Raw genomic sequence first — 24196 nt, 5'->3', positions numbered from 1 at the left:
CCTCTTCAGCAATACGCTTAACTTTTATTCCGGACAGTTATGGGGCTTGACCCGGAATCCCTATAAATTAAGCATGTATAGATTCCGGCATACGCCGGAATGACGGTTAATCAGAGGCTCCTTTTATTCATTCATTGATAAACACAACAAAAATTATCGGCGCTAGTATTCAATAATAGGCTTTCCTGCCTTCCACATTTTATGTATAGGCTGTAAACCAAACTGATAGACCAAGTCACGCGGGTGATCAATATTCCAACTGACTATATCCGCCTGCTTACCAACCGCAAGTGAACCCACTTGAGCATCAATCCCTAAGGCTTTTGCTCCATTGATGGTTGCCCCCAGCAAGGCTTCTTCTGCACTTAAACCAAATAAGTGACACCCCATATTCATCATTAACGGTAACGAACCCATTGGAGAAGAACCGGGATTAAAATCGGTAGCGACGGCCATTGGCACCTTATGCTTCCGCAGTAATGCAATTGGCGGCTTTTGGGTTTCATGCAAACAATAATAAGCGCCAGGCAAGAGCACGGCTACGCTGTCACTCGCTGCAATCGCTTCCACACCGGCCTCATCTAGGTACTCTATATGATCAACCGATAATGCCTGATAATGGCTCGCTAACACGCTGCCGCCAATATTAGATAGTTGTTCAGCATGGAGCTTTACCGGCAAACCTAATGAGTGAGCAGTCTGAAATACTTTCTCGGTTTGTGCAGCGTTAAAGCCAATAGACTCACAAAATACATCTACCGCATCGACTAATTGCTCCTCTGCCGCCCGGGGTAGCATGTGCTGACAAACATAATCGATATACTCGTCACTCCGCCCTGCGTATTCAGGTGGCAAGGCATGCGCCCCCAAAAATGTCGTTTTGATAGTAAGCGGTAATGCATTTTCAAGCATACGCGCCACCCGCAACAGCCGACACTCCGTCTCTGTATTGAGGCCATAACCAGACTTAATTTCTAGACTGGTCACCCCTTGTTTTATCATCGCTTTGGCACGTAAAAAACCTTGTTCATAGAGCTGAGATTCGGTCGCTGCGCGAGTTTCTTTGACGGTATGCTGTATACCTCCGCCTTGCCTCGCGATGTCGGCATAACTCGTCCCTTGCGCTCGCTGCTCAAACTCGGCGCTGCGATTTCCCGAAAAAAGTAAATGCGTATGGCAATCAATTAACCCAGGAGTAAGCCATTGACCTCCACAAGATTCAATACGTGCCGACGGCGTTACACGAGGCAATAATGACTGATTCCCTAGCCATACAATCACTCCTTGATAAACAACAACAGCGCCATCGTAAATAATACTTTTATCGAGCTCATCCCCAGACATAGTCATAATGCGGGCATCGACCAGCACCAGATCAGCATCAAGTATTGCATCAATCATTTATTTGCACCTTTTCGTTGAATCACCGAAAAAACTTGTATATACAAGATGATTATGAAATCATGCCTCAACTTGTATATACAAGCAAGCGTTCGTTTTATTCGTTAGTTTATTAATAGAGAGTAGGAGGCGTTCATGGCTGCCAGCAAATTTGAACAGATAAAAGGCTACATCTTAGAACAAATAGATTCTGGTCAATGGTTAGAACAGCACCCTGTGCCATCAGAAAATGAGCTAGCCAAACAGTTTAGTGTAAGCCGCATGACCTCGCGGCGCGCTTTACAGGAACTCTCCGAACAAGGGATTTTAGCGCGTGCTCAAGGGGCAAAAACGTGCGTTGCCAGCTTTAACAGCCAATCTTCGCTGTTAGAAATAAAAAATATTGCCGATGAAATTAATGCACGCAACCACCATCACCAAGCCAATATCATCGCCTTAACCGAAGTCACTGCCGACAGATTACTCGCCGAACACTTTGGTATCAGTATTGGCACTGCATTATTTCATAGTCGTATTTGTCATCTAGAAAACCAATTACCTATTCAGTTAGAAGATCGCTTCGTTAACCCAACCTTAGCACCACACTATTTAGAACAAGATTTTTCAAAGACAACAACACACGCTTATTTATGCAAAGTCGCACCACTAGCACAAGCAGAACATTTAGTTGAAGCTGTCATCCCTGGCGATGATGTTCAACATCACTTACATATCACCGCTCAACAAGCCTGTTTACAAATTCAGCGGCGTACATGGTCAAAAGAAGGCTTAGTGAACTACGCCATATTGAGCCACCCTGGCAACCGTTACAGTTTGGGAGGAAAAATTAACTTCCCGCAAGCGGCCTATCAATAACAAGCCAAGCAATGACATACCAATAACCCAATGAATTATTTCTGCTATTCGAAATGAGAGATTCGCACATGAATGATATGACCGACTCAAAAAGACACGACACCACTCGACACATACAAGCGCCTCGCGGAACTAAAATACACTGCAAAAGCTGGCAAACCGAAGCCGCTATGCGCATGCTAATGAACAACCTAGATCCCGAGGTCGCAGAGCGACCCGAAGACCTCGTTGTGTATGGTGGCATTGGCCGCGCGGCTAGAGACTGGGCCTGTTATGACAAAATCATCGAGGTATTACAACGCTTAGAAAACGACGAAAGTTTATTAGTTCAGTCCGGTAAGCCCGTCGGCGTCTTCAAAACTCACGAAAACGCCCCTCGCGTACTCATTGCCAATTCTAACCTTGTTCCCCATTGGGCGAACTGGGAACACTTTAACGCGCTCGATAAAAAAGGCCTCGCCATGTATGGGCAAATGACCGCTGGCAGTTGGATTTATATTGGCAGTCAGGGCATTGTACAAGGCACCTACGAAACCTTTGTCGCCGTTGCTAAACAGCACTTTAATGGCAATGCCAGTGGTAAATGGATCGTCACCGGCGGGCTAGGTGGCATGGGCGGCGCACAGCCTTTAGCCGCAACAATGGCAGGCTTTTCGATGATTGCTGTGGAATGTGACGAAACGCGCATCGACTTCCGTTTAGCGACACGTTACGTCGATAAAAAAGCATTCTCTCTAGATGAAGCGCTAGCGATGATAGAACAGGCAAAGCGAGATAACACCCCGGTTTCTATTGGCTTATTAGGCAATGCTGCGGATATATTCAGTGAATTAGTCGAGCGAAATATTAGCCCTGATGTGGTCACTGACCAAACCTCCGCACATGATCCCTTAAACGGTTACTTACCCCAAGGCTGGAGTATGGAACAGGCTATTACCGAACGTCAGCAAGACGAAAAAAACGTCGTTAATCTCGCCAAAAAATCCATGGCCATTCAAGTAAAAGCCATGCTCACATTGCAACAACGTGGCGCAGCCACATTGGACTACGGCAATAACATTCGCCAAATGGCATTAGAAGAAGGCATTAAAAACGCCTTTGATTTCCCCGGCTTTGTACCCGCGTATATTCGCCCCTTATTTTGCCAAGGCATTGGGCCATTCCGCTGGGTCGCGTTATCGGGTGACCCTGAGGATATTTATAAAACGGATCAAAAAGTCAAAGAACTCATCCCCGATGACCCTCATCTACACCAGTGGTTAGATATGGCACGGGAACGCATTCAATTCCAAGGCTTACCGGCACGTATCTGCTGGATTGGTCTAAAAGACCGTGCACGTATCGCTCTAGCATTCAACGACATGGTCAAGAACGGTGAGTTATCTGCTCCCGTGGTGATTGGCCGCGATCATCTCGATTCAGGCTCGGTCGCCAGCCCCAACCGTGAAACTGAAGCGATGTTGGATGGCTCTGATGCCGTATCAGATTGGCCGCTACTCAACGCACTGCTCAGTACAGCAGGCGGTGCAACGTGGGTAAGCCTTCACCACGGTGGTGGTGTGGGTATGGGATTTAGTCAACACTCTGGGGTAGTGATTGTCTGCGACGGCACGGACGATGCGGCTCAACGCGTGGGTCGCGTACTATGGAATGATCCCGCTACAGGCGTGATGCGTCACGCCGATGCCGGTTACGATATCGCTAACCGTTGCGCCCAAGAGAACGGGCTAGACTTACCGATGCAGGAGAATAAATAATGAAAAAGCTCACACTCCAAGCAGGCAAATTAACACTACCTCAATTACGAGAGATTAATCGCTCGCCAGTCCACATCACGCTGGCGGAAGAGAACAAAGCCGCTATTTATGCGTCTGCCAATATCGTACAACAAGTCATTGATGAAGGCCGCGTAGTATATGGTATTAACACGGGCTTTGGCTTACTCGCCAACACTCGTATTAAACCCGAAGAACTCACCTTACTACAGCGTTCTATCGTCTTATCGCATGCCGCTGGCATTGGCGAATTAATGGACGACAATACCGTAAGACTCATGACCGTATTAAAAATCAACTCACTGGCGAGAGGGTTTTCTGGTATTCGTTTATCGGTGATTGAATCATTAATCGCGCTGATTAACGCCGAAGTCTATCCTTGTGTCCCCCAAAAAGGATCTGTCGGTGCCAGCGGTGATTTAGCACCACTGGCACACATGAGCCTTCCATTAATGGGAGAAGGCCATGTCCGTTATCGGGGTAAAATTCTTACGGGTAAAGAAGGCATGGCAATCGCCAAGCAACCACTCATTACCTTTGCCCCCAAAGAAGGACTGGCCTTACTCAACGGCACACAAGCCTCTACCGCCTTTGCATTAGAAGGCTTATTTCATACTGAAGACGTGCTGGCAGCAAGTACGGTTGCAGGCGCAATGAGTGTAGAAGCCGCCCTAGGTAGTCGCTCACCGTTTGATCCTCGTATCCATGAAGTTCGCGGCCAACAAGGGCAGATTGATATGGCAGCGGTCTACCGTGACTTATTAGGTGAGCGCTCAGAATTTAGCGAATCACATCAAAGCTGCGAAAAGGTTCAAGACCCCTATTCTCTACGTTGCCAGCCGCAAGTCATGGGCGCCTGCCTTAACCAAATACGCAATAGCGCCGACACTTTATTAGTGGAAGCCAACGGTGTCACCGACAATCCGTTAATTTTTGGTGACGATATTATCTCTGGCGGCAATTTTCATGCGGAACCCGTCGCCTTGGCCGCCGACAATCTCGCTTTAGCCATTGCGGAAATTGGCGCACTTTCTGAACGCCGCATGGCGCTATTAATTGATAGTAGTCTAAGCAAATTACCCCCTTTCTTAGTCGAGAACGGCGGCGTCAATTCTGGCTTTATGATTGCGCAAGTAACATCTGCCGCCTTAGCGTCAGAAAATAAATCACTCGCCCACCCCGCATCAGTAGACAGCCTACCGACCTCTGCCAACCAAGAAGATCATGTCTCTATGGCAACGTTTGCCGCAAGACGCTTAGCTAATATGGCAGAAAACACACGGGGAATTATTGCTATCGAGTTACTCGCCGCCGCTCAAGGAATGGATTTTAGGCGACCACTAAAGTCATCACCAAAGGTAGAACTCGCTTATGACTTAATTAGGGAGCGGGTGAGTTTTTACGATCAAGACCGTTACTTCTCACCGGATATTAATAGTATTGCTGACAGTATCCGCGAGGCAATTTTTAGACCATTGGTGGAAGACATAATGGCAAGCCGATAAATCTTCGTTAGAGTAAAGAGATTCCGGATCAACAAGAAAGTGTTGTCCGGAATGACGTATAGCTTGTTTAGACACTCATTATATTAACGATAAAGCTGCTCTTCACCATACGCTAACTCTAACGATTTTCGCTCTGCTTTTTTGAGCGACTTCACCACCAAACCATAAGAACGATCTATCATTCGCTCGATTTCACCTTGTGGAATACTGCCATCAAGAATAACCGTATTCCAATGGCGTTTATTCATATGATAACCAGGGATCACTGCATCAAAAATATCCCTCAGCATTAATGCTTCGTCAGGGTCACATTTGAGATTCACACGTGCTACCCCTTTTTCTTCACCTAAGATCGCAAACAATTTATCGTTAATCTTAAACACCAAAGCATCTGGCCCAAAAGGATAATCTTCATGCGCCTCTGGTTTTGTTAAACAATATTGCTTGGTCTGTAGATAATTCATCGTAAGCTCACAATAGAATGGGGAAGGCGCTTGATACATATTAACTCGATTCCGGTTTTCACCCATAACTGTCCGGAATAAATATTCATAGAGCAAGAGCTCCTTGCATGGATTGGTAATACAAGACTTTCTTACGCCTCTTTTTCTCTATTTGCCACTCTGTTTCAACTCTCTGAAACAGAGTCGCTCGCAAGCTCATTAGGCACATCTTCAAGCTCACATCTTGTCGAAAATTGCGCTGATACAATTGCACCAACAAGTACGTAATAATGGCGCTATAAATTTGTATTTTTACCGCATTTTTACTACGACCCAAGAACACTTTTATTTTTAAGTGTTGCTTGATCCATTTAAAAAACAATTCAATTCCCCAACGCTGTTTATACAACTGAGCAATCTCTTTCGCTGACCGCGTCATGTCATTGGTCGCGATAATTAACGGCGTATCTTTATCCGGCCGACTCACTGTAATCTTTCGTAGTGGCGTACCGTGATAATGATTAACCCTAGCGCCTCCCGGACGTTTGTTTTTAAAACACACTATCGCATCTTCTAAAATTATCGCCTCATCTTTGGCTTCGATTGGACGATACGATTCAACCACTAAAGACGCATTACGTTTAAAACGAGAGACGAATACGCTACCTGATTCATGTAAACGATACCACCAGTTATAGTCGGTATAACCCCTATCAAACACATACGTCGCGCCTATTTCCGCTTCCGTTTTTCTACCTACTTCAAGATCACCTATCTTAGGTTCTGTTATTTCAAGGTTGACCGGAGTATTACTCGGAGACGCTATCGTTAAATGCGCTTTTAATCCCTGAATACGATTATCTTTTTCTGCTTCAGCCCACTCATCGTAACCTAAACCCACTAACGGTATCGGTGTGGAATCTAGTAAATACAATAGGTCACTGAGTTCACCTTTCACTTTTTTGTGTCCGCGCTTTAAGAGCAATGCACAGATATCAGCAAACACGTTATTCGAACGATATTTATTCGCATCTGATAATGTCGAACGCTTAATTTTACGACAACCTAAATGGTAATGATGCGTCTCCTGACTATTAAAACCCGCCTCTAATTCTCGTAAGCTTTGGCATCCTGATACCTGCGCATAGATCATTGCGAGCAGTTGATTCCAGCAACGAAATCCTTTGTTGTGCTTATCTGCTTTATGCTTTGAAACCACTTTTTCTACTGCTTGGCGAGGAAGTGCTTTCATTAATTCAGTAAATCGTGTATTTCTATACATATTGCAGCCTCTAGGTTATGAGTCGTGTCAGTGGGTTTTACCCTTTAAACCTAGAGGCTGCAACCTCTTCAGCAATACGCTTAACTTTTATTCCGGACAGTTATGGGTTTTCACCAGAATGACGTATTCAGAAACTTAACAAAAAATAAAGCTTAAAAAAGCGGCGACTTTGATTGTTAACGTCTTTTTTGATGGCGCTCTAGATTCTCTAAGCGTTTTTTCTCACTCTTCTTCAACATAATATATGTCGCGCCTGTGCCACCGTGATGCTTTTGCGCAGAATGAAATGCCAGCACCTCATCAATCTGCGGTAACCAATGTGCCACTAAACTTTTTAGCACCGCAGGGTTCGCTCTGCCCTCACCTTTACCGTGGGTAACCAGCGCACAGCGAATATCATGGTGAATACAATCGCGAACAAATTGGTACAGTGTTAACCGTGCCTGCTCAGCCGTCATCCGATGAAGATCCAAACGTGCCTCTATGGCATACTTGCCCAAGCGTAATTGCTTGTATACACCGTGCTGCACCCCCGGTCTCTGATACTCCAGCACAGCATTCGCATCCAATTGCTGTACATCACTATCCACCAAGGGGTCACGCTGAGACACCGCTTCAGACTGCGCCGCCTGCTGGCGTACTTTAGCCGTTGTTTTATCAACCGATTGTGTATTCAGTACCACCCGCCGCTCTCGCTTAAGCGGTTGCACGTCATGCATTTCTTTTAAAAAATCATCAATATCATCATTCATAAAACTACTGTATCAACCCTTTTTTAAAAGGGCAAATACAAAAAAGGGCAGCGAGTTGCTGCCCAAAAAGGGGAGAATATTCATACAACGAAATGCTACTGGGTAATAATTTCTGGCCCCATCATGGTCGTCGGCAACCATGTCGAAATAGCGGGAATATAGGTAATCATCAACAAGAAAATAAACATCACGCAAACGAAAGGCATCGCTGCTTTAATGACTTCCACCATACTCATTCCAGTAATCGCTGATGTAACGAAAAGATTGAGACCGATGGGCGGAGTCACCATACCGATTTCCATATTAACCACCATTATCACCCCAAGGTGAATAGGATCAATACCCAGCTCAACCGCTATTGGAAATACCACCGGAGCAACAATCAACAGTAGGCCCGATGGCTCCATAAATTGCCCACCTAATAGCAAAATAATATTAACTGCAATCAAAAAAGTGAACCACGTAAAACCAGCATCAAGCATAAGGTTGGTCACATATTGTGGAATATTTTCTGACGTTAACACATGAGCAAATACTAATGCATTGACGATAACAAACATCAGCATGAGTGTCGTTTTGGCGGAATCTACCATTACCTTTCGGGTATCATCGTGATAAAACACGGCTAGACTATTCTTCAGTGTTAGCCCTGTATTACGTACAATCACACTGGATAAGCCTTCACCATCTTCACGCCACTCAACATCTTTGAGTGGCCCCATATCGCGATAAATAAAAACAGCAATCAAAAATGAATACACAGCAGCCACCGATGCCGCCTCGGTTGGTGTAAAGACGCCGCCATATATCCCCCCTAAAATAATGACAATTAGAAATAATCCCCAAGAAGCCGCTCCCGCCGATTCAAAAACTTCTGTCATACCTACGAAGGGTTCTTTACGCATACCTTTCATACGCGCATTGACATAAATCGCAACCATCAACATAAGACCGGCCAACAAACCAGGAAATACACCCGCTAGAAACATTCTACCCACAGACACATCGGTAGCTGCTGAATACACCACCATAACAATAGAAGGCGGAATCAAAATCCCTAGCGTACCGGCATTGGCAATCACGCCTGCGGCAAACTGTTTGGTGTATCCCGCTTGCATCATCCCTGCAATAGCAATACCACCAATAGCAACAACGGTAGCCGGCGATGAGCCCGAAAGGGCTGCAAACAGCATGCACGCAAATACACTAGCAATGGCTAACCCACCACGAACATGTCCGACCGCTGCGATAGCGAATCGAATAATACGCCGTGCAACACCGCCCGTTGACATAAAAGAAGAGGCCAAAATAAAAAACGGGATCGCCAATAAGGTGTAATTTTGCGAGGCGGTATATAACTGTAGTGCAACAGAAGATACTGAGTCATGGGAAAAAATGGCAATGACAAGCACGCTCGATAAACCAAGTGATACGGCAACTGGCACACCAAGAAATAAAAAAACAAAAACTAGACCAAATAATATTAATGACTCCATTACCCGGCCTCCTTCACAGTATTTTTATGCTCATCAACTAATTCTTCTGCTTCGTGAGAAGCAATAATCATTTGACGCTCACCTTTCCAAATAGCCCAAAATGCCTGCGCTGAGCGCAGCACAAATAGCACTAAACCAATCGGCAGAATCAAATAAGCAATCCAACGTGGTAAACGTTCGCCGCCCCCTAGCGCTTCAGGTAAAAAACTAGGCAATACAATATCTTCCATGCCAATACCAATCTGATAAATTTTACTAAAGTAAAACCATGCTCCGCCCTTAGACTCGATACCAAACATCGTCAGCCATTCCGCTGAAAACAGTGTGACGCCGTAAACAATACAAACAACGGCACCAAATAATGAAAAAAACCGAAACACAGGTTTTGGAAATGTGCGAATAAGTGCATCAACACCCAAGTGAGAACCCACTTTAATACCGTAGCTCATACCAAACAAAATAAGCCAAGCAAATAGCACTTGCGTTAATTCTAACGCGCCACCCCATCCTGAATTAAAGGCATAGCGCGCTATGACCTGCGAAAAACTAATGAACACCATTAGTGCAAGGATAATGGCAATAAAATTCTCTTCAAAGCGATCAATAAATGTAGATACTTTGTTCATAACAACCCTCAATAGCATCTATAAAAAGAAACAAAGAGAAGCTCTGATTAACACCTTTCGTCACACAGGGGTATTAATTCCATATTTTCGTCATGCCGGACTTGATCCGGCACCTCTATAATATAACTGCTTACTAGATTTCGGTTTTCACCGGAATGACTTGTTAAGAGCTTCCAAAGGTAAATAATGAGACGCTAGATAAAAACGCACTATTTACCCTTTGACTGATGACACTTACTTTTTAGTTAATCGACTTACTGGCCTGCCGCAACCGCAGCATCAATAACATCTTGACCAATATCATCAGCAAACTTTTTCCAAACCGGCTTCATGGTGTCTACCCAGATCTTTCTTTGCTCGGGTGTTAATGCTCTTACAATACCGCCTGCGTTAATGATCTCAGATTTTGACTTTTCATTAATTGCGGTTGCTTTAGCATTCGCCTTATTGGTTTCTTCTTTAAAAATAGCTAAAAACTGTGTGCGCACGTCCTCAGGCAAACTACCTAACCACTCTTTAGAAGTAACCGCTAGATAAGTGAGTAATTGGTGATTGGTTTCTGTTACTCCGTCCTGCACCTCGAAGAATTTTTGTTTGTAAATATTTGACCACGTATTTTCTTGACCATTAACCACACCCGTTTGCAATGCTCCATAGACTTCTTTAAATGCTAGTTTTTGTGCATTGGCACCCATGGCTTCGATCATTGCTACTGCTACGTCAGATGTTTGTGTACGAAACTTTAGACCTTCTGCATCGCTAGGGACTAATAAAGGCTTCGTCGCTGAAAAGTGTTTCAGCCCGTTGAAAATGTAGGACAATCCTACATAACCTTTATCATCAATTGCATTGAGTAACTCTTGTCCTTTAGGGCCGTTTGTGAATTTTTCTACGGCTGTCATATCATTAAATAAGAATGGCAAATCAAATAAGCGGTACTTTTTTGTATAAGCCTCAAACTTCGCTAACGACGGCGCAGCAACTTGTACATCGCCTAACAATAAGGCTTCCATCACTTTATTATCATTAAATAATTGCGAGCGTGGGAATACCTGCATACACGCTTTACCATTCATTTCCTCGTTGATACGAGCAGCAATTGCGCCTGCCGCTTCACCTTTGGGATGACCGGTTGCTGCGGTTACGTGACTAAACTTAATCACAATTTCACCCGGATCACAGTCTGCGGTTGCCATTGCCGACGTCGTTAATAGCGCTGCTGCACTCATAGCAGTAAGTAAACGTTTCATAGATTTTTCCTCAAAGGTAGGTCGCCCAATCCAGCAAAAAGAATACCGCTAAACTTATTAAAAAGTTTAAGGCTTCACTGCTTTAGGCAACAAGTCTGTAGTTTTATATTTATAATCATCATCGCCGATACCAGTACACGATGTAAAAGTCACCGGTCTTATGCGAAGTCGATATGATTTAGCAGAAAGCGTGCCAAAAGAAGAGAATGCATATTTAGCAAGAGAAAAACGTAAAAAGATAAGAAAAGAAGATAAAAAATGGGCTTATATCGACACATTTTTGTAAGAGATGTTACCTAAACGACACACTGCTGGGAGTACTCTATTCTACTGCATTGGGATCATCGGCTAATATATTTTTGTCTAAATGATATTTTTTCATTTTTTGATAAAGCGCTTTGCGTGACAAGCCAAGGGACTCATACGTTTTCTTCACACTACCTTGTTGCGTACTCAACTCTGCTGCGATAACTGATCGCTCGTAGTGACTCACCTTGTCAGCCAACGTTGTCTGCTCGCCCGAGCCCGCTGATGGTGCGGACGACTCACTCTCTAAGCCTGTCCAAATCCCTAGCACTAAGCGATCCGCTACATTACGTAACTCTCTCACATTACCCGGCCAATCATAAGCCATTAACTCAGTCATCGTTTGAGGGCTTATTTCTGGAATCTCTCGACGATAGCGAGAACGAGCTTCTCTTGCTAAATGATGAAATAAAATGGGAATATCTTCTTTACGTTCACGCAAAGGGGGGATACGAATCGTCGCGACATTAAGGCGATAATACAAGTCTGCACGAAATAGTTTTTCTGTACAGGCAGCTTCCAAATCAACTTTAGTGGCTGCAATAAATCGAATATCTAGTGGAATGATGGTATTAGAACCTAAGCGCTCAATCGCTCTATTTTCTATGACCCGTAATAATTTAATCTGTAATTCCATCGGCATAGATTCTATTTCATCTAAAAATACCGTACCGCCATTCGCATATTCTAATTTACCAATGCGTTTTTTATTTGCGCTAGTAAAGGCTCCCGATTCGTGGCCAAACAGTTCCGACTCCATAATATCAAGCGGAATAGCGCCACAATTTAGCGCAACAAAAGGCTTGCCTTGGCGATTACCTTCTTCATGTAATGCGCGAGCAACCACCTCCTTACCGGATCCGGTTTCTCCCCAAACCAACACATCCACATCTGCACTTGTCAGCGCCATCAACTCTGTGCGCAATCGCAACATAGAAGGCGTACGGCCGACTAAACGCTTATCTAGTGTGGCACTGTCAGATAGTTCTTGACGCAAGCTGCGGTTTTCTAAAACCAGGCGCCGCTTTTCTAAAGCTCGATTAACCACATTGGTTAAGCGATCGGCTGAAAAGGGTTTTTCTATCAAATCATAAGCACCTGCTCGCATTGCTTCTACCGCAAGCGCAACGTCGCCGTGACCGGTAATGAGAATAACCGGCATAGAGGGATCAACCTCCAAAGCCATCGACATCAATGCCAAACCATCAGTGCCCGTCATACGAATATCGGTAATTAACACACCGTACAAACCACGATGTACACGATCAAGCACACCTTCGGCACTGCTATAATCAGACACATCAAAATCAGCCAGCGTTAAACTTTGTCCAAGCGCGTGGCGCAAGTCTTCATCATCATCGACCAAAAGAATGGTGGGAGCTGTCATAAAACAGTGAGCCTTATTAATAAAAAAATCACTAACATCGCATTGGCGCTTGTTGTTTTTACTAAGAAATCGCTTATATAAACGCCTTCATCATACCTTTGCATACCTTCATAATAGTTTCGTCATGCCGGACTTGATCCGGCATCACCGCAACACAAATACTGGCTGGATTCCGGCTTTCACCGGGATGACGAGTTCTAATTTGCTAAAGGCAAGGTGATACGAAAAACACCACCGTAATTTTTTTCATGTTCAACGTCAATACTGCCAGAAAAACTTTTAACAATATTGTAGGCCATAAAAAGCCCTAATCCTAAACCTACCCCGACTCCCTTAGTGGTAAAAAAGGGCGTAAATATTTTTTCTCGTACATCTGCAGAAATACCACGCCCACTATCTTTTATATATATTTCAGCAATAGTGGAACGCGCATCCCAGCTTACCTCAACCACTTTACGCTCTTCGTTTTGAGCAGCATCGATAGCATTCGACACAATATTAATAATCACTTGCGATAAACGTAAATGACTCGCGGTCACGACGACGTCTTTCACTGGGCTATTAATATGTAAATTAACACCGTGCTTTTTTGCTTGAGGGGATAGCAAAATAACCATTTCGTCCATCACACTTGATAAATTGACCGCTACCAACTGATCATCTGACTTGTGTGCAAAGGAGCGTAGTGTTGTCGTTAAGTTCGCCATCCGTTCTGTCAATCGCGTAATACGTTGTAGATTATCAGCAACGGCCTCTGTTTTTTCTTTACTTAATAACTGCTGTGCATTGTCGGCGTAGGAACGTATTGCTGCTAACGGCTGATTGTATTCATGCGCCAAGGCTGTTGATAGCTGACCAATACCGGCCAGTTTAGCCGCCTGCATCAAATCATCTTGCGTTGCGCGTAATGCGGCCTCTGCAGCTATTCGTTCGCGAACCTCAGATGCTAATTGTGTATTAGAGTCAACAAGATCTCTGGTGCGATCTCTCACCTGTCGCTCCAAGCGTAGCGCGAAAGCGCGCTGACTACGCGAACGATCAATGCGTCGACGATGGCGCTCAAAAACAATCCACAGTAACACTATACATAGTGCAATCACTAGGCCACTGATTGTTGCCGTAGTCATTTTTTGTTGCCTTACTGCCGTCAAATCGACAAGAGTATGAAAACGCCACTGGAGCAATGGCGTATATCGAGTCACTTCTAGGTAACGTTTAGCCATGGCTTTATCGGCTTGATTGCTTACACGCACATGGCGAACTGTTTGACTGGAAGTACTGTTAGTGCGAGAGGAACGAGCCGTCATTCGACCCGATAAACGGGAAGGTATTTTTAATAAATCGCCAACATTTTGTAAACGCCAATCGCTGACATTAGATAGCAACACACGCCCATTTTGGTCGCTCGCGAGAATAGGCTCTGGCAATAATGCCCACACATACTCAATAACATCAACATTGATTCTCGCAACAACTGCGCCAGCCACTTTTTGATCAACAAAAACGGGGGAAGCAAGAATATAGATCCGACGCCCCTCAGCATCGACATCACTCATACGACCCAAACGACCTTGCAGCACAGCCTTATAAAAGGGTTGCTGCACAACACTACTGCCTAAAAATTCACGATGATTACTAGAAAAAACTAAACCCTGACGATCCACCAACCATACATCTTGCGCGCCAGACAACCCGGATACAGTTGCCGCGAGTTGGCGTGTAGGCAAAGCAAGCGAATCCCAAAACTTTTCTTTATTATTTTGTTGTCGAAATGCCTTAAGGACATCAGGACGTTTAGCAACTAATGCTGTAATCAAACTAAATTTATTAAGTTGAAGTATCACATTGGAGGACTGATAATTTAATACCGTTTCTGCCTTTTCTCTCGCTACCCGCAATGCTTTTTCTTCAGACCATTGCGACAAACCATAGACAAAAACTGTACCCACACCAAGCAGCGCAAGTAAACAAGTGATTAGCTGTAAGCGCGACAACGAGTACAGCGTATTAGGGTAACGAGCTATACTCACCACGTTCCTCTTCATACTCTCCAGATACTGAAGGTCGACTTAAAGAACCTCAGAACAAGCCAGAGGTTCATTTAATAAAATAATTACACAACAGCGATAGAATCTACCTTTTGAAATCCACGAGGAAGTTTATGACCACGACGGCCGCGCTCTCCGCGATAATGCTCAAGGTCAGACATTTTAAACGTGGTGTGGCGCTTACCAGAAAACACGGTGAGCTTTTGTGTCGAGTGAATCACGGCGACTGCAGCCACAAATTCCTCTCTCGCTTCAACACGCGCGCCCGGAATACTCAACATTTTATTCCCTTTACCACGAGCGAGTTCAGGCAAATCATTCAATGGAAAGATTAACAAACGACCTTCATTACTGACCACTGCAACGTATGCATCGTCTACCGTATCAAGGATGAATGGTGGCAGCACTTGAGCGCCTTTAGGCAAGGTTAGCAATGCTTTACCTGCTTTATTTTTCGTATATAAATTGCCTAGCTCCGTAACAAAACCATAACCGGCATCGCTAGCAATAAGAACACGTTGTTTTTCATCACCCATTAACAAGCCCGTAAATACCGCACCACTCGGCGGATTTAAGCGCCCGCTTGCGGGTTCGCCTTGGCCACGAGCCGATGGCAATGTGTGCGCTGCCATTGCGTAGCTTCGTCCAGTGGAATCGAGAAGTAATACGTGCTGATTGCTTTTGCCTTTTGACGAAAATTTATAACCATCGCCGGATTTATAATTCAGTGCTTCGGGGTCAACTTCATGGCCTTTGGCCGAACGAATCCATCCTTTTTCTGATAACACCACGGTGATTGGATCGCTGGTGAGTAGGTCTGCTTCCGTTAAGGCTTGCGCTTCACCACGCACAACAATCGGCGAACGGCGGTCGTTACCATATTTATCCGAAATGGCCTGTAATTCTTTTTTCACTAAATTTTTAAGCTTTGTTGCCGATGCTAAAATGCCATCCAACCATTCACGTTCTTTAGCGAGTTCATCTTGTTCACCGCGAATTTTAATTTCTTCTAATTTTGCAATTTGGCGAAGCTTTAATTCTAAAATAGCTTCGGCCTGAATATCCGTCACGCCAAAGCGATCCATTAAGACCTGCTTAGGTTTCTCCTCGGTACGAATAATGTGAATCACTTCATCAATATTTAAGAAAGCCGCGAGATAACCTTCTAAGATATGCAGACGTTTCATCACCTTATCCAAACGGTATTGCAAACGTCGACGCACGGTCACCATTCGGAAAGAAAGCCACTCGGTCAAAATCACATTTAGCGGTTTAACGGCTGGTAAGCCGTCAATACCAATCATATTCATATTGATGCGGTAGGTTCGCTCAAGATCCGTCGTTGCAAACAGATGATTCATTAATTGCTCAATATCAACACGATTCGAGCGTGGAATAATCACCAAGCGCGTGGGATTTTCGTGATCCGATTCATCACGCAGATCGGCTACCATGGGCAGTTTTTTCGCCTGCATTTGTGCGGCAATTTGTTCTAATATTTTTGCGCCACTGACCTGATGCGGCAAGGCAGTAACCACCACATCGCCATCTTCAGTCGACCATACGCAGCGCATACGTAAACTGCCGCGCCCCGTTTCATACATCGACAAAATATCCTGCGGCGCAGTAATAATTTCCGCATCCGTTGGCATATCAGGTGCCAATACAAACTCAGATAACTCAGCGACTGTTGCTTTAGGGTTACTAAGCAAATGGATGCAAGCACTCACCACCTCACGCAAATTATGCGGCGGAATATCCGTCGCCATACCCACGGCAATACCCGTTGTTCCGTTAAGCAGGATGTTAGGCACTTGTGCCGGAAGCACTTTGGGCTCATCTATCGTGCCATCAAAGTTGGGGGTCCATTCAGCCGTACCTTGCCCTAGCTCTCCCAGCAACACATCACTGTAAGCAGTGAGTCGAGACTCCGTATAACGCATCGCCGCAAAAGACTTGGGGTCATCCGGCGATCCCCAGTTACCTTGACCGTCAACTAAGGGGTAACGATAAGAGAAAGGCTGCGCCATCAACACCATGGCTTCATAGGCCGCCGAATCGCCGTGTGGGTGAAACTTACCAATGACATCACCGACAGTACGGGCTGACTTTTTAAATTTTGCCGTTGCTTTTAATCCCAACTCGCTCATGGCATAAACGATACGACGCTGTACCGGTTTTAGGCCATCTCCTATATTGGGTAAGGCACGATCCAAAATCACATACATCGAATAATCGAGGTAGGCTTTTTCGGCATAGTCTTTTAGTGAAATACTCTCATCAGACTCAGGGGGAGTGACGATATTGCTCATAGATGGCTCTCTGTACTACTTATATTCAATGATATTTTATTTTTTGTTCAATAAATTGTGTTTTTTGATGAATAATCACGATCGCGGTAAAGCCAGTGAAATCTAAGCATGCTATCCTCCGCTTAGATAAGCTGCTTGATGCTAAATTAGCGGCGAAGACCATACGTAAACCTGCTGGTTTTAACGGGCATATCGCAAGATCTTATTTGTTGAATAATTGCACAACCACATTACTCATTCAGTCACGAAAGAAGGAATATACCATGAAGGCATCCGATCTCTTAGTCAAATGTCTCGAAGAAGAAGGCATCGAATATATATTTGGTGTACCCGGCGAAGAAAACGCCGACTTTATGATGTCGCTAGAACAATCTGACCAGATCCGATTTATCCTCACTCGCCACGAACAAGGCGCTGCATTTATGGCTGAGATTTATGGCCGCCTTACGGGTAATCCTGCTGGCTGCCTCGGTACGCTAGGCCCGGGTGCGACCAATTTGATTACCGGTGTTGCCGATTCTAATATGGATCGCGCGCCCATGATTGTACTTACCGGCCAAGGGGCTTCCACTCGACTACACAAAGAATCACACCAAGTCATGGATGTGGTTGATATGTTTAGTGCTGTCACCAAGTGGGCGACGACCGTATGGCACCCCGACAATATCCCTGAAATTGTTCGCAAAGCGGTACGCTTAGCCCGCACCGAAAAGCCCGGCGCGGTACTGATTGAGTTACCCGAAGATATTGCCAAACTAGAGAGCAAGAAAGAGCCACTAACTGTACGTAAGTTTTTACGCTCGGTGCCCGATCCCGATATTATTCGCCAAACTTACGACCGTATAAAAGCGGCAAAAACGCCGATTATTATTGCTGGTAATGGCTGTATTCGCCGTCGTGCTAGCGAGCAGTTACGCATCTTATGCGAAACGACCGGCATTGGTGTGATGAGTACATTTATGGCGAAAGGCTGCGTAGATATGGACAAAGACTATTGTCTATATACCGTTGGTTTAGGCGCAAAAGATATTCCGGTTTACGCCATCGAAAAAGCCGATTTGGTGATCACGATTGGTTTTGATATGGTCGAGTATCATCCTAAATTGTGGAATAACGGAAAAACCGCAGAAGTTGTTCACATTGATTTCTTACCTTCTGAAATTGACGAGAATTACGACCCTAAAATTGAAGTGGTTGGCGACATCGCTCATGCTTTAGAAATGCTCAACGACACCATTAGTAATGAAGGTGGTTTTGATCACGACTTTAGCAGTCAGAAAAAAATGCGCACATTGATGACCGCTGAGCTTGAACAATATAAAGATGACGCCGGCGAAGCAGCAATACGCCCACAAAAAGCCTTATGGGATGCACGCCAAGTACTCGGCGATAATGATATTTTATTATCAGATGTGGGCGCACATAAAATGTGGATCGCGCGCCACTACCACTGCCACGAGCCTAACACCTGTTTAATTCCTAACGGTTTCTGTTCGATGGGCTTTGCTCTACCCGGTGCTATTTCGGCTAGCCTAGTATTCCCAGAGCGCCGCATTTTGTCCATCTGTGGCGATGGCGGTTTCTTGATGAATGTACAAGAAATGGAAACGGCTCGTCGTCTCAACTGCAACATGACCGTCATGGTATGGGAAGATGGCGGTTACGGTTTAATTAGCTGGAAACAAGAAGCGGAATTTGATCGCAGCACCGACCTTGCCTTCAATAACCCCGACTGGATGCAACTCGCTGAGTCATTTGGTTGGAATGGACACCTAGTGACTGATGCCAGCAAACTGCAAGATGCGCTGGAAGCTTCTTTCAACGAAAGTGGTCCAAGCTTGGTGGTTATTCCTATTGATTACAATGAGAATAAAATTCTGACTAAACGTTTAGGCGAAATGAGCACACCGATTTAAACTCATAATAATATTTCCCTTATGAGGGAGATTATCCAAAAAAAGCCGCCATTGATTACTCAATGGCGGCTTTTTTAGTAAAGGGATCTCTAAACATTAGCGTCTAATCAATGTTCGATTAATCGTAGTTAATCCCTGTGGAATAAGCAGCAATTTTACTCAAATGGGTATAAGGTAAATCACTTTCTTCTCGCCACTGATTCATTAATGTTTGCGCTTTTTTTAGATCACGCTGACTGCTTGGGTTATCCGCAATATCTAAACCCGCGTTCTGCATTGCCAACACAACATCGCCGGTTAACATAAACACATCCTTTCCCACATAACGCAAAAAACGAGGGCCTGTTTGCCCGCCCAAACGTGAGCCATGCTTTTTGAGGTAGAGCATTAAACCTACTTGATCATCATCTGGCCACTCACCAATTAATTGCGCAAAACCACCTCGTTTACGTGATTCATCATATACAAATGATAGGTTTTCACGAACAGCGCATATTTTTTGCCAATGACGAACAATACGCGTATCCGTCATATAGTTCTCCCATTGCTCCGGAGACAAAAAACTCAGTTTCATAATATCGAAGCCCAAAAAAGCGGCTTCAAATTGCGGCCATTTTTTCTCTACCACCGACCAACGAAAACCCGCCTGATTAATCACCTTAGTCATCATTGAAAGGAAACGATCATCGGGTAACTCAAGCAATAACGAAGAGGGTGGAACCGCAGGCAACCTATTTTTTAACGCAGCTTTACCGCCCTTGCGCTGCTCAGCTTGATATTGTATTCCAGAAAAAGGCGTCATAATTAATCGTTACATTTTATTAAATGGTGGGAGCTACTCAAGCCGAATTTTCTAAGGCGAAATAGTAAGTACTTGCCCTATACGTATTGTGGAATTTTTTAATTTATTACGACTTTTTAAGGTGGTATAAGATACCTTGTACTGCTGCGCAATTTCAGACAATGTCTCGCCACTTTTTACCGTATGCGTTATCTTTTTTGTCGATGATACTATCCGCCTTTCACTAATTAACAACTCTTGACCTATACGGATATTATTATTTTTTAGTTTATTTAAGCGTTTAATTTTTGTCACACTGACCCGATATTTTTCACCGATGGTTGACAAGCTATCACCACTCTTTACTTTATGGGTAATACGAGCCATGGATGACGTCGACGTTGTTGCTACATTGACAGAGGAAGACTGATTTGAAGTCTGAATGGGGGAGACATTATTCGCGACAGATTGAGCTGCCGTATTATCAGCGGGAATAATCAAGTCGCTTTCTTTACTGCCATTTTTCTTCCACGCAACATAACTTGAGGCAGGAGGCTTACTATAAAAATAATTTTTTATGCCTTTGGAAATAGTATTAGCCATTTTTTGACGATAATTTGACGTTGCCAATAATTTAGCTTCTTTGGGATTAGAAATAAAACCGGTTTCCACCAAAATTGAAGGTACATCAGGAGACTTCAACACCAAAAATCCCGCTTGCTCGACTTGTTTTTTATGCAGACGAGCAATGCCTCCCATCCCTTTCAACACTTCGCTACCGACTTCTAAACTTGAGCCTACTGTTGCAGTCATCGATAAATCAACCAATACACCACGTAAGACCTCGTCTTTATCTTCAAGACTCACATCACCTACACCGCCAATGAGATCTGCTTCATTTTCTTGCTGCGCAAGAAAGCGAGCTGCTTCACTTGTAGCACCACGACGTGAAAGCGCATAAACCGACGCCCCATTCGCCTGTGGGTTTTTAAACGCATCAGCATGAATCGAGACAAATAAATCAGCACGCCACTCTCTAGCTTTGTCTCTTCGTTTGCGCAAAGGAATAAAGTAATCACCAGTACGTGTTAAACGTACTGAGAAACCTTTTTCTTTCTTTAAAAGTTTTTCCAAACGTTTAGTAATATCAAGAACTACCACTTTTTCGTAGAGATTTTTAGGTCCGATAGCACCCGGATCTTCCCCACCATGCCCAGCATCAACCACAATCAAAATATCACGCGGCTTTCTTTTTTTAACACTGGCTGTTGTCGAGCTATTCTCCGATGCAGGTGCTGTTTCAACAACTGCAGCTACTGTTTTTTTAGTTGACGCATCTTTGTCATAGAGGTCAATCACCAAGCGATGAGGCTTACCTTTATTAGGGGCTAATAAAAAACTGCGGGGCTTTACTTTAGTCGTAAGGTCAAATACTAAACGCAAATCGCCACCATTTCTGGCCGCAGCACGGATACCTTTTATCGGTGATTTTTTATCGGCAAAAAAAGGTTTCTTTAAAGAGGCTTGGTTTTTTGTATCGCTAATATCCACCACTAAACGTTGAGGATTGTCTAACGAGAAAAGCTGATAACTTACCGTATCGCTCATATCAAAAACAACCCGCGTATGGTCGGGCGCACGCCAAACGCGCAAACTATCGACGGTAGTTGCGGCTAATAACGCGGGGCTTATCAAAAGGCTACTCATAACGATTATTAGGAAGCCAGCGCTAGCAATTTTTCTTATCATTATCATGGTATTCATTATGCTACATATAAGTCGTGTTACGTCGAAAAAATCGTCAGCTCTCGACCGACTACCGACGTCTGCTCACATGTTTTAGGCGCTAATTGCACGACGATATGCGGCTGGGGAAGAATACCCTGCCCTCGCTCAGCCCATTCAACAAGACAAATAGCATCAGAAGAAAAGTAATCGCGAATGCCCATATACTCTAATTCTTCAGGATCACCTAAACGATATAAGTCAAAATGGTAAACCGGTAATGGTAAATTTTCATACGGTTCGACCAAGGTATAGGTTGGGCTCTTAACGGCACCTGAATGCCCCAATTGATTAAGCATGCCTCGCGTCATTGTGGTTTTACCCGCACCGAGCGTACCTTCTAGAAACACGGTCATTCCGGGTTTTAATTGCGCCATCAATTGCTCACCCGCCGCCACTGTAGCGGCTTCATCGGCTAACCATTGCGTGCTTTTCAAGGTCATCGAATCAATAGTCGTCATGATGCTGTCCGCCATAAAACTAGCCACCATTACTCTTTGCCGTATGCCCCAAAGGCTCACCCGACAAAATCTCATTAAACGCAGGCTCATTCAATAACTTCTGTACTGCCGGAATTAAATCGGTTGCTAATAAGCTGCGCAACCCCATTGTTTTGACCGCTATATCGGCAGCAGTGGAGTGTAAGAGCGCTGCCAGTTTAGCGGCATCATTTACACTCATCCCTTGGACTAACAACGCACCAACCAAACCACTTAACACGTCGCCCATACCCCCACTGGCCATTCCCGCATTACCTGCATCGCAAATAGACAACTGACCATCCGCTGTCGCGATGACAGTGCCCGCACCTTTGAGAATAACCGCACCACCGTAACGTTGCTGAATTTCCTGAGCTGCTGCAAAGCGATCGGCTTCGATATCGGCCACAGAACAGTCAAGTAGCGCAGCGGCCTCGCCGGCGTGAGGTGTCAGCACCCACTGGCGATCTTGTTGAGCAACAGCAGACAAGCTAGCGAAGCGTGCTTGTGATAGTAAACGTAAGGCGTCAGCATCAATCACCAAAGGTTGCGTTGCATGATCTAAAACTTGGTAGAGTAATTGTTCCGACCATGCAGATTGCCCCAAGCCAGTACCGATCACAATGGCAGTTGCACGAGGCAAGAGAGGTAATAACGCCTGCCCACTTTCGATACCCGCGACCATCAACTCAGGCTGTCGTGACAATGCCGCATTCACAAACGTCGGCTGCGTTGCCAGACTCACTAAACCAGCGCCGGTACGCAAAGCCATTTGTGCCGCCATCAGAGGCGCCCCCCCATAACCATAGCCAACGCCGGTATCGCCACCGACAACTAGCAGATGCCCACAATCACCTTTATGTGCATTGCTATGCCTTTCTGGCAACTGTGGCAACAAGGCACTCAACGCCAATGTTTGCGAGGCAGGATTAACTAAGTGCAACCACTCTTCCTCGACGTCTAATGAAGAGAAAACACGTTGGCCGCTACATGCTCGGCCTGCACCGGTGTAAAGCCCCTGCTTTCGGCCAATAAAACTGATAGTTACATCCGATTGAATCACGTCGTCGCCGGTAGCACCGGTATCGGGGTTAACACCAGTGGGAATATCTATTGCCAAGACCGACCAGCCATAACGCTGCTTTGCTGTATTGATGGCGTTAACCGCTTCGCGCATTAGCGGTCGTAATTCGCCCTCCGTACCCGTGCCCAATAAAGCGTCGACAATCACGGTACGTGGATCTTGCATTAGCTGGCTATCAATAAAGGCGGCCTCATTAAAGGGTCGAATGTCTTCGCCCAAGACAAGCCCTTCTTGTGTAGCATAATCACGAGCTCTTAGTGCTGCTGTATCTGTTGCTGGTTCACCAATAAACCATACCGACACTTGTAAATTACGCTGCTTAGCTAACGCAGCCAACACATAACCATCGCCACCATTGCTACCAGACCCACAAAAAATATGCAGCGCTGCCGTTTGTGGCCATTGCGCTAATAAGCGCTCAAAAGCGCAACGGCCTGCGCGTTTCATTAGTAGCGCTGCGCTAACGCCTTCGTGCTGAATCACTAATCGGTCTAGTTCTACAACTTGTTGTGCTGTATACAGGGGAAGCGATACTGACATAGAAAAACTCGTATAAAAAAAGTGGGGATAACCATACAATAAGGTAACCTGTGGTGCACTCTGAGCTAAATTACATACATAGAACAAAAAACAAGTTATTTTGTTCTATGTTTTAGGATGCACACGGGTTAAGACATTAATCGACAAGCCCATTATAAGCCAACCACTTTAAG

At 44.8% G+C, this 24196-nt stretch carries 19 protein-coding genes; 5 read left to right on the top strand and 14 right to left on the bottom strand.

Annotated features, from left to right (window positions below; genetic code table 11):
* Positions 1 to 162: 162 nt before the first annotated feature.
* On the bottom strand, positions 163 to 1401 hold the full coding sequence (hutI, locus tag ACZ5O6_RS01310; RefSeq protein WP_447093020.1) for an imidazolonepropionase: 1239 nt from the start codon (positions 1399 to 1401) through the stop codon (positions 163 to 165).
* Between the two features lie 135 nt (positions 1402 to 1536).
* On the opposite strand from hutI, the gene hutC reads away from it, so the two are divergent.
* From hutC to hutH, 3 genes are all read left to right on the top strand, one after another.
* Positions 1537 to 2256: a histidine utilization repressor gene (gene hutC, locus ACZ5O6_RS01305; RefSeq protein WP_447093019.1), complete on the top strand. Its 720-nt coding sequence runs from the start codon at positions 1537 to 1539 to the stop codon at positions 2254 to 2256.
* Between the two features lie 68 nt (positions 2257 to 2324).
* Positions 2325 to 4013, top strand: coding sequence for a urocanate hydratase (hutU, locus tag ACZ5O6_RS01300; RefSeq protein ID WP_447093018.1), 1689 nt, complete (start codon positions 2325 to 2327; stop codon positions 4011 to 4013).
* Entirely contained in the window at positions 4013 to 5536 is a 1524-nt protein-coding gene (gene hutH, locus ACZ5O6_RS01295; RefSeq protein ID WP_447093017.1) for a histidine ammonia-lyase, read from the top strand. Before hutU ends, hutH begins: the two co-directional genes overlap by 1 nt.
* 83 nt (positions 5537 to 5619) lie before the next feature.
* On the opposite strand, the gene ACZ5O6_RS01290 is transcribed toward hutH, so the two are convergent.
* From ACZ5O6_RS01290 to ACZ5O6_RS01265, 6 genes are all read right to left on the bottom strand, one after another.
* Positions 5620 to 6000, bottom strand: a complete 381-nt coding sequence (locus ACZ5O6_RS01290; protein ID WP_447093016.1) for an MmcQ/YjbR family DNA-binding protein — start codon at positions 5998 to 6000, stop codon at positions 5620 to 5622.
* A gap of 85 nt (positions 6001 to 6085) precedes the next feature.
* Complete coding sequence (locus ACZ5O6_RS01285; protein WP_447093035.1) at positions 6086 to 7261, bottom strand: IS4 family transposase; 1176 nt, start codon at positions 7259 to 7261, stop codon at positions 6086 to 6088.
* 176 nt (positions 7262 to 7437) lie between these two features.
* Positions 7438 to 8013, bottom strand: coding sequence for a DNA endonuclease SmrA (gene smrA, locus ACZ5O6_RS01280; protein WP_447091919.1), 576 nt, complete (start codon positions 8011 to 8013; stop codon positions 7438 to 7440).
* 95 nt (positions 8014 to 8108) lie between these two features.
* Entirely contained in the window at positions 8109 to 9509 is a 1401-nt protein-coding gene (locus ACZ5O6_RS01275) for a TRAP transporter large permease (RefSeq protein ID WP_447091920.1), read from the bottom strand.
* Positions 9509 to 10135 (bottom strand): TRAP transporter small permease, encoded by a 627-nt coding sequence (locus ACZ5O6_RS01270; RefSeq protein WP_447091921.1) that lies wholly within the window; start codon positions 10133 to 10135, stop codon positions 9509 to 9511. The genes ACZ5O6_RS01275 and ACZ5O6_RS01270 overlap by 1 nt, the downstream gene beginning before the upstream one ends.
* A gap of 254 nt (positions 10136 to 10389) precedes the next feature.
* Complete coding sequence (locus ACZ5O6_RS01265; RefSeq protein ID WP_447091922.1) at positions 10390 to 11385, bottom strand: DctP family TRAP transporter solute-binding subunit; 996 nt, start codon at positions 11383 to 11385, stop codon at positions 10390 to 10392.
* A 160-nt stretch (positions 11386 to 11545) separates the two neighbouring features.
* Between ACZ5O6_RS01265 and ACZ5O6_RS01260 the strand changes: the two genes are divergently transcribed.
* The gene (locus tag ACZ5O6_RS01260) at positions 11546 to 11671 is read left to right on the top strand and encodes a hypothetical protein (protein ID WP_447091923.1); all 126 of its coding nucleotides are present in this window, start codon (positions 11546 to 11548) and stop codon (positions 11669 to 11671) included.
* A 36-nt stretch (positions 11672 to 11707) separates the two neighbouring features.
* Here ACZ5O6_RS01260 and ACZ5O6_RS01255 read toward each other — a convergent pair whose 3' ends face one another.
* From ACZ5O6_RS01255 to parC, 3 genes are all read right to left on the bottom strand, one after another.
* Positions 11708 to 13078 (bottom strand): sigma-54-dependent transcriptional regulator, encoded by a 1371-nt coding sequence (locus tag ACZ5O6_RS01255; RefSeq protein ID WP_447091924.1) that lies wholly within the window; start codon positions 13076 to 13078, stop codon positions 11708 to 11710.
* 197 nt (positions 13079 to 13275) lie between these two features.
* Positions 13276 to 15108: an ATP-binding protein gene (locus ACZ5O6_RS01250; RefSeq protein ID WP_447091925.1), complete on the bottom strand. Its 1833-nt coding sequence runs from the start codon at positions 15106 to 15108 to the stop codon at positions 13276 to 13278.
* 83 nt (positions 15109 to 15191) lie between these two features.
* The gene (parC, locus tag ACZ5O6_RS01245) at positions 15192 to 17438 is read right to left on the bottom strand and encodes a DNA topoisomerase IV subunit A (RefSeq protein WP_447091926.1); all 2247 of its coding nucleotides are present in this window, start codon (positions 17436 to 17438) and stop codon (positions 15192 to 15194) included.
* 95 nt (positions 17439 to 17533) lie between these two features.
* On the opposite strand from parC, the gene ACZ5O6_RS01240 reads away from it, so the two are divergent.
* Positions 17534 to 19354, top strand: coding sequence for an acetolactate synthase large subunit (locus ACZ5O6_RS01240; RefSeq protein WP_447091927.1), 1821 nt, complete (start codon positions 17534 to 17536; stop codon positions 19352 to 19354).
* Positions 19355 to 19472: 118 nt separating this feature from the next.
* On the opposite strand, the gene ACZ5O6_RS01235 is transcribed toward ACZ5O6_RS01240, so the two are convergent.
* From ACZ5O6_RS01235 to ACZ5O6_RS01220, 4 genes are all read right to left on the bottom strand, one after another.
* On the bottom strand, positions 19473 to 20156 hold the full coding sequence (locus ACZ5O6_RS01235) for a DNA-3-methyladenine glycosylase I (protein WP_447091928.1): 684 nt from the start codon (positions 20154 to 20156) through the stop codon (positions 19473 to 19475).
* Between the two features lie 51 nt (positions 20157 to 20207).
* The gene (locus ACZ5O6_RS01230) at positions 20208 to 21830 is read right to left on the bottom strand and encodes an N-acetylmuramoyl-L-alanine amidase (protein WP_464283527.1); all 1623 of its coding nucleotides are present in this window, start codon (positions 21828 to 21830) and stop codon (positions 20208 to 20210) included.
* Between the two features lie 89 nt (positions 21831 to 21919).
* Entirely contained in the window at positions 21920 to 22381 is a 462-nt protein-coding gene (gene tsaE, locus ACZ5O6_RS01225) for a tRNA (adenosine(37)-N6)-threonylcarbamoyltransferase complex ATPase subunit type 1 TsaE (protein WP_447091930.1), read from the bottom strand.
* Between the two features lie 19 nt (positions 22382 to 22400).
* Positions 22401 to 24023: an NAD(P)H-hydrate dehydratase gene (locus ACZ5O6_RS01220; RefSeq protein WP_447091931.1), complete on the bottom strand. Its 1623-nt coding sequence runs from the start codon at positions 24021 to 24023 to the stop codon at positions 22401 to 22403.
* Positions 24024 to 24196: the final 173 nt, after the last annotated feature.

The organism is Eionea flava, from assembly GCF_055393785.1.
The sequence above is the reverse complement of the archived record's forward strand: the minus strand, read 5'-3'. Positions and strand labels throughout refer to the sequence as shown.

Bases quoted from the DNA above. Each gene is read 5' to 3' on its own strand.
- smrA (WP_447091919.1), bottom strand. From the start codon at position 8,013: ATGAATGATGATATTGATGATTTTTTAAAAGAAATGCATGACGTGCAA.
- hutI (WP_447093020.1), bottom strand. From the start codon at position 1,401: ATGATTGATGCAATACTTGATGCTGATCTGGTGCTGGTCGATGCCCGC.
- ACZ5O6_RS01270 (WP_447091921.1), bottom strand. From the start codon at position 10,135: ATGAACAAAGTATCTACATTTATTGATCGCTTTGAAGAGAATTTTATT.
- ACZ5O6_RS01235 (WP_447091928.1), bottom strand. From the start codon at position 20,156: ATGACGCCTTTTTCTGGAATACAATATCAAGCTGAGCAGCGCAAGGGC.
- parC (WP_447091926.1), bottom strand. From the start codon at position 17,438: ATGAGCAATATCGTCACTCCCCCTGAGTCTGATGAGAGTATTTCACTA.
- ACZ5O6_RS01290 (WP_447093016.1), bottom strand. From the start codon at position 6,000: ATGAATTATCTACAGACCAAGCAATATTGTTTAACAAAACCAGAGGCG.
- hutU (WP_447093018.1), top strand. From the start codon at position 2,325: ATGAATGATATGACCGACTCAAAAAGACACGACACCACTCGACACATA.
- ACZ5O6_RS01255 (WP_447091924.1), bottom strand. From the start codon at position 13,078: ATGACAGCTCCCACCATTCTTTTGGTCGATGATGATGAAGACTTGCGC.
- ACZ5O6_RS01260 (WP_447091923.1), top strand. From the start codon at position 11,546: ATGCGAAGTCGATATGATTTAGCAGAAAGCGTGCCAAAAGAAGAGAAT.
- ACZ5O6_RS01285 (WP_447093035.1), bottom strand. From the start codon at position 7,261: ATGTATAGAAATACACGATTTACTGAATTAATGAAAGCACTTCCTCGC.
- ACZ5O6_RS01265 (WP_447091922.1), bottom strand. From the start codon at position 11,385: ATGAAACGTTTACTTACTGCTATGAGTGCAGCAGCGCTATTAACGACG.
- ACZ5O6_RS01220 (WP_447091931.1), bottom strand. From the start codon at position 24,023: ATGTCAGTATCGCTTCCCCTGTATACAGCACAACAAGTTGTAGAACTA.
- hutC (WP_447093019.1), top strand. From the start codon at position 1,537: ATGGCTGCCAGCAAATTTGAACAGATAAAAGGCTACATCTTAGAACAA.
- ACZ5O6_RS01275 (WP_447091920.1), bottom strand. From the start codon at position 9,509: ATGGAGTCATTAATATTATTTGGTCTAGTTTTTGTTTTTTTATTTCTT.
- tsaE (WP_447091930.1), bottom strand. From the start codon at position 22,381: ATGACGACTATTGATTCGATGACCTTGAAAAGCACGCAATGGTTAGCC.
- hutH (WP_447093017.1), top strand. From the start codon at position 4,013: ATGAAAAAGCTCACACTCCAAGCAGGCAAATTAACACTACCTCAATTA.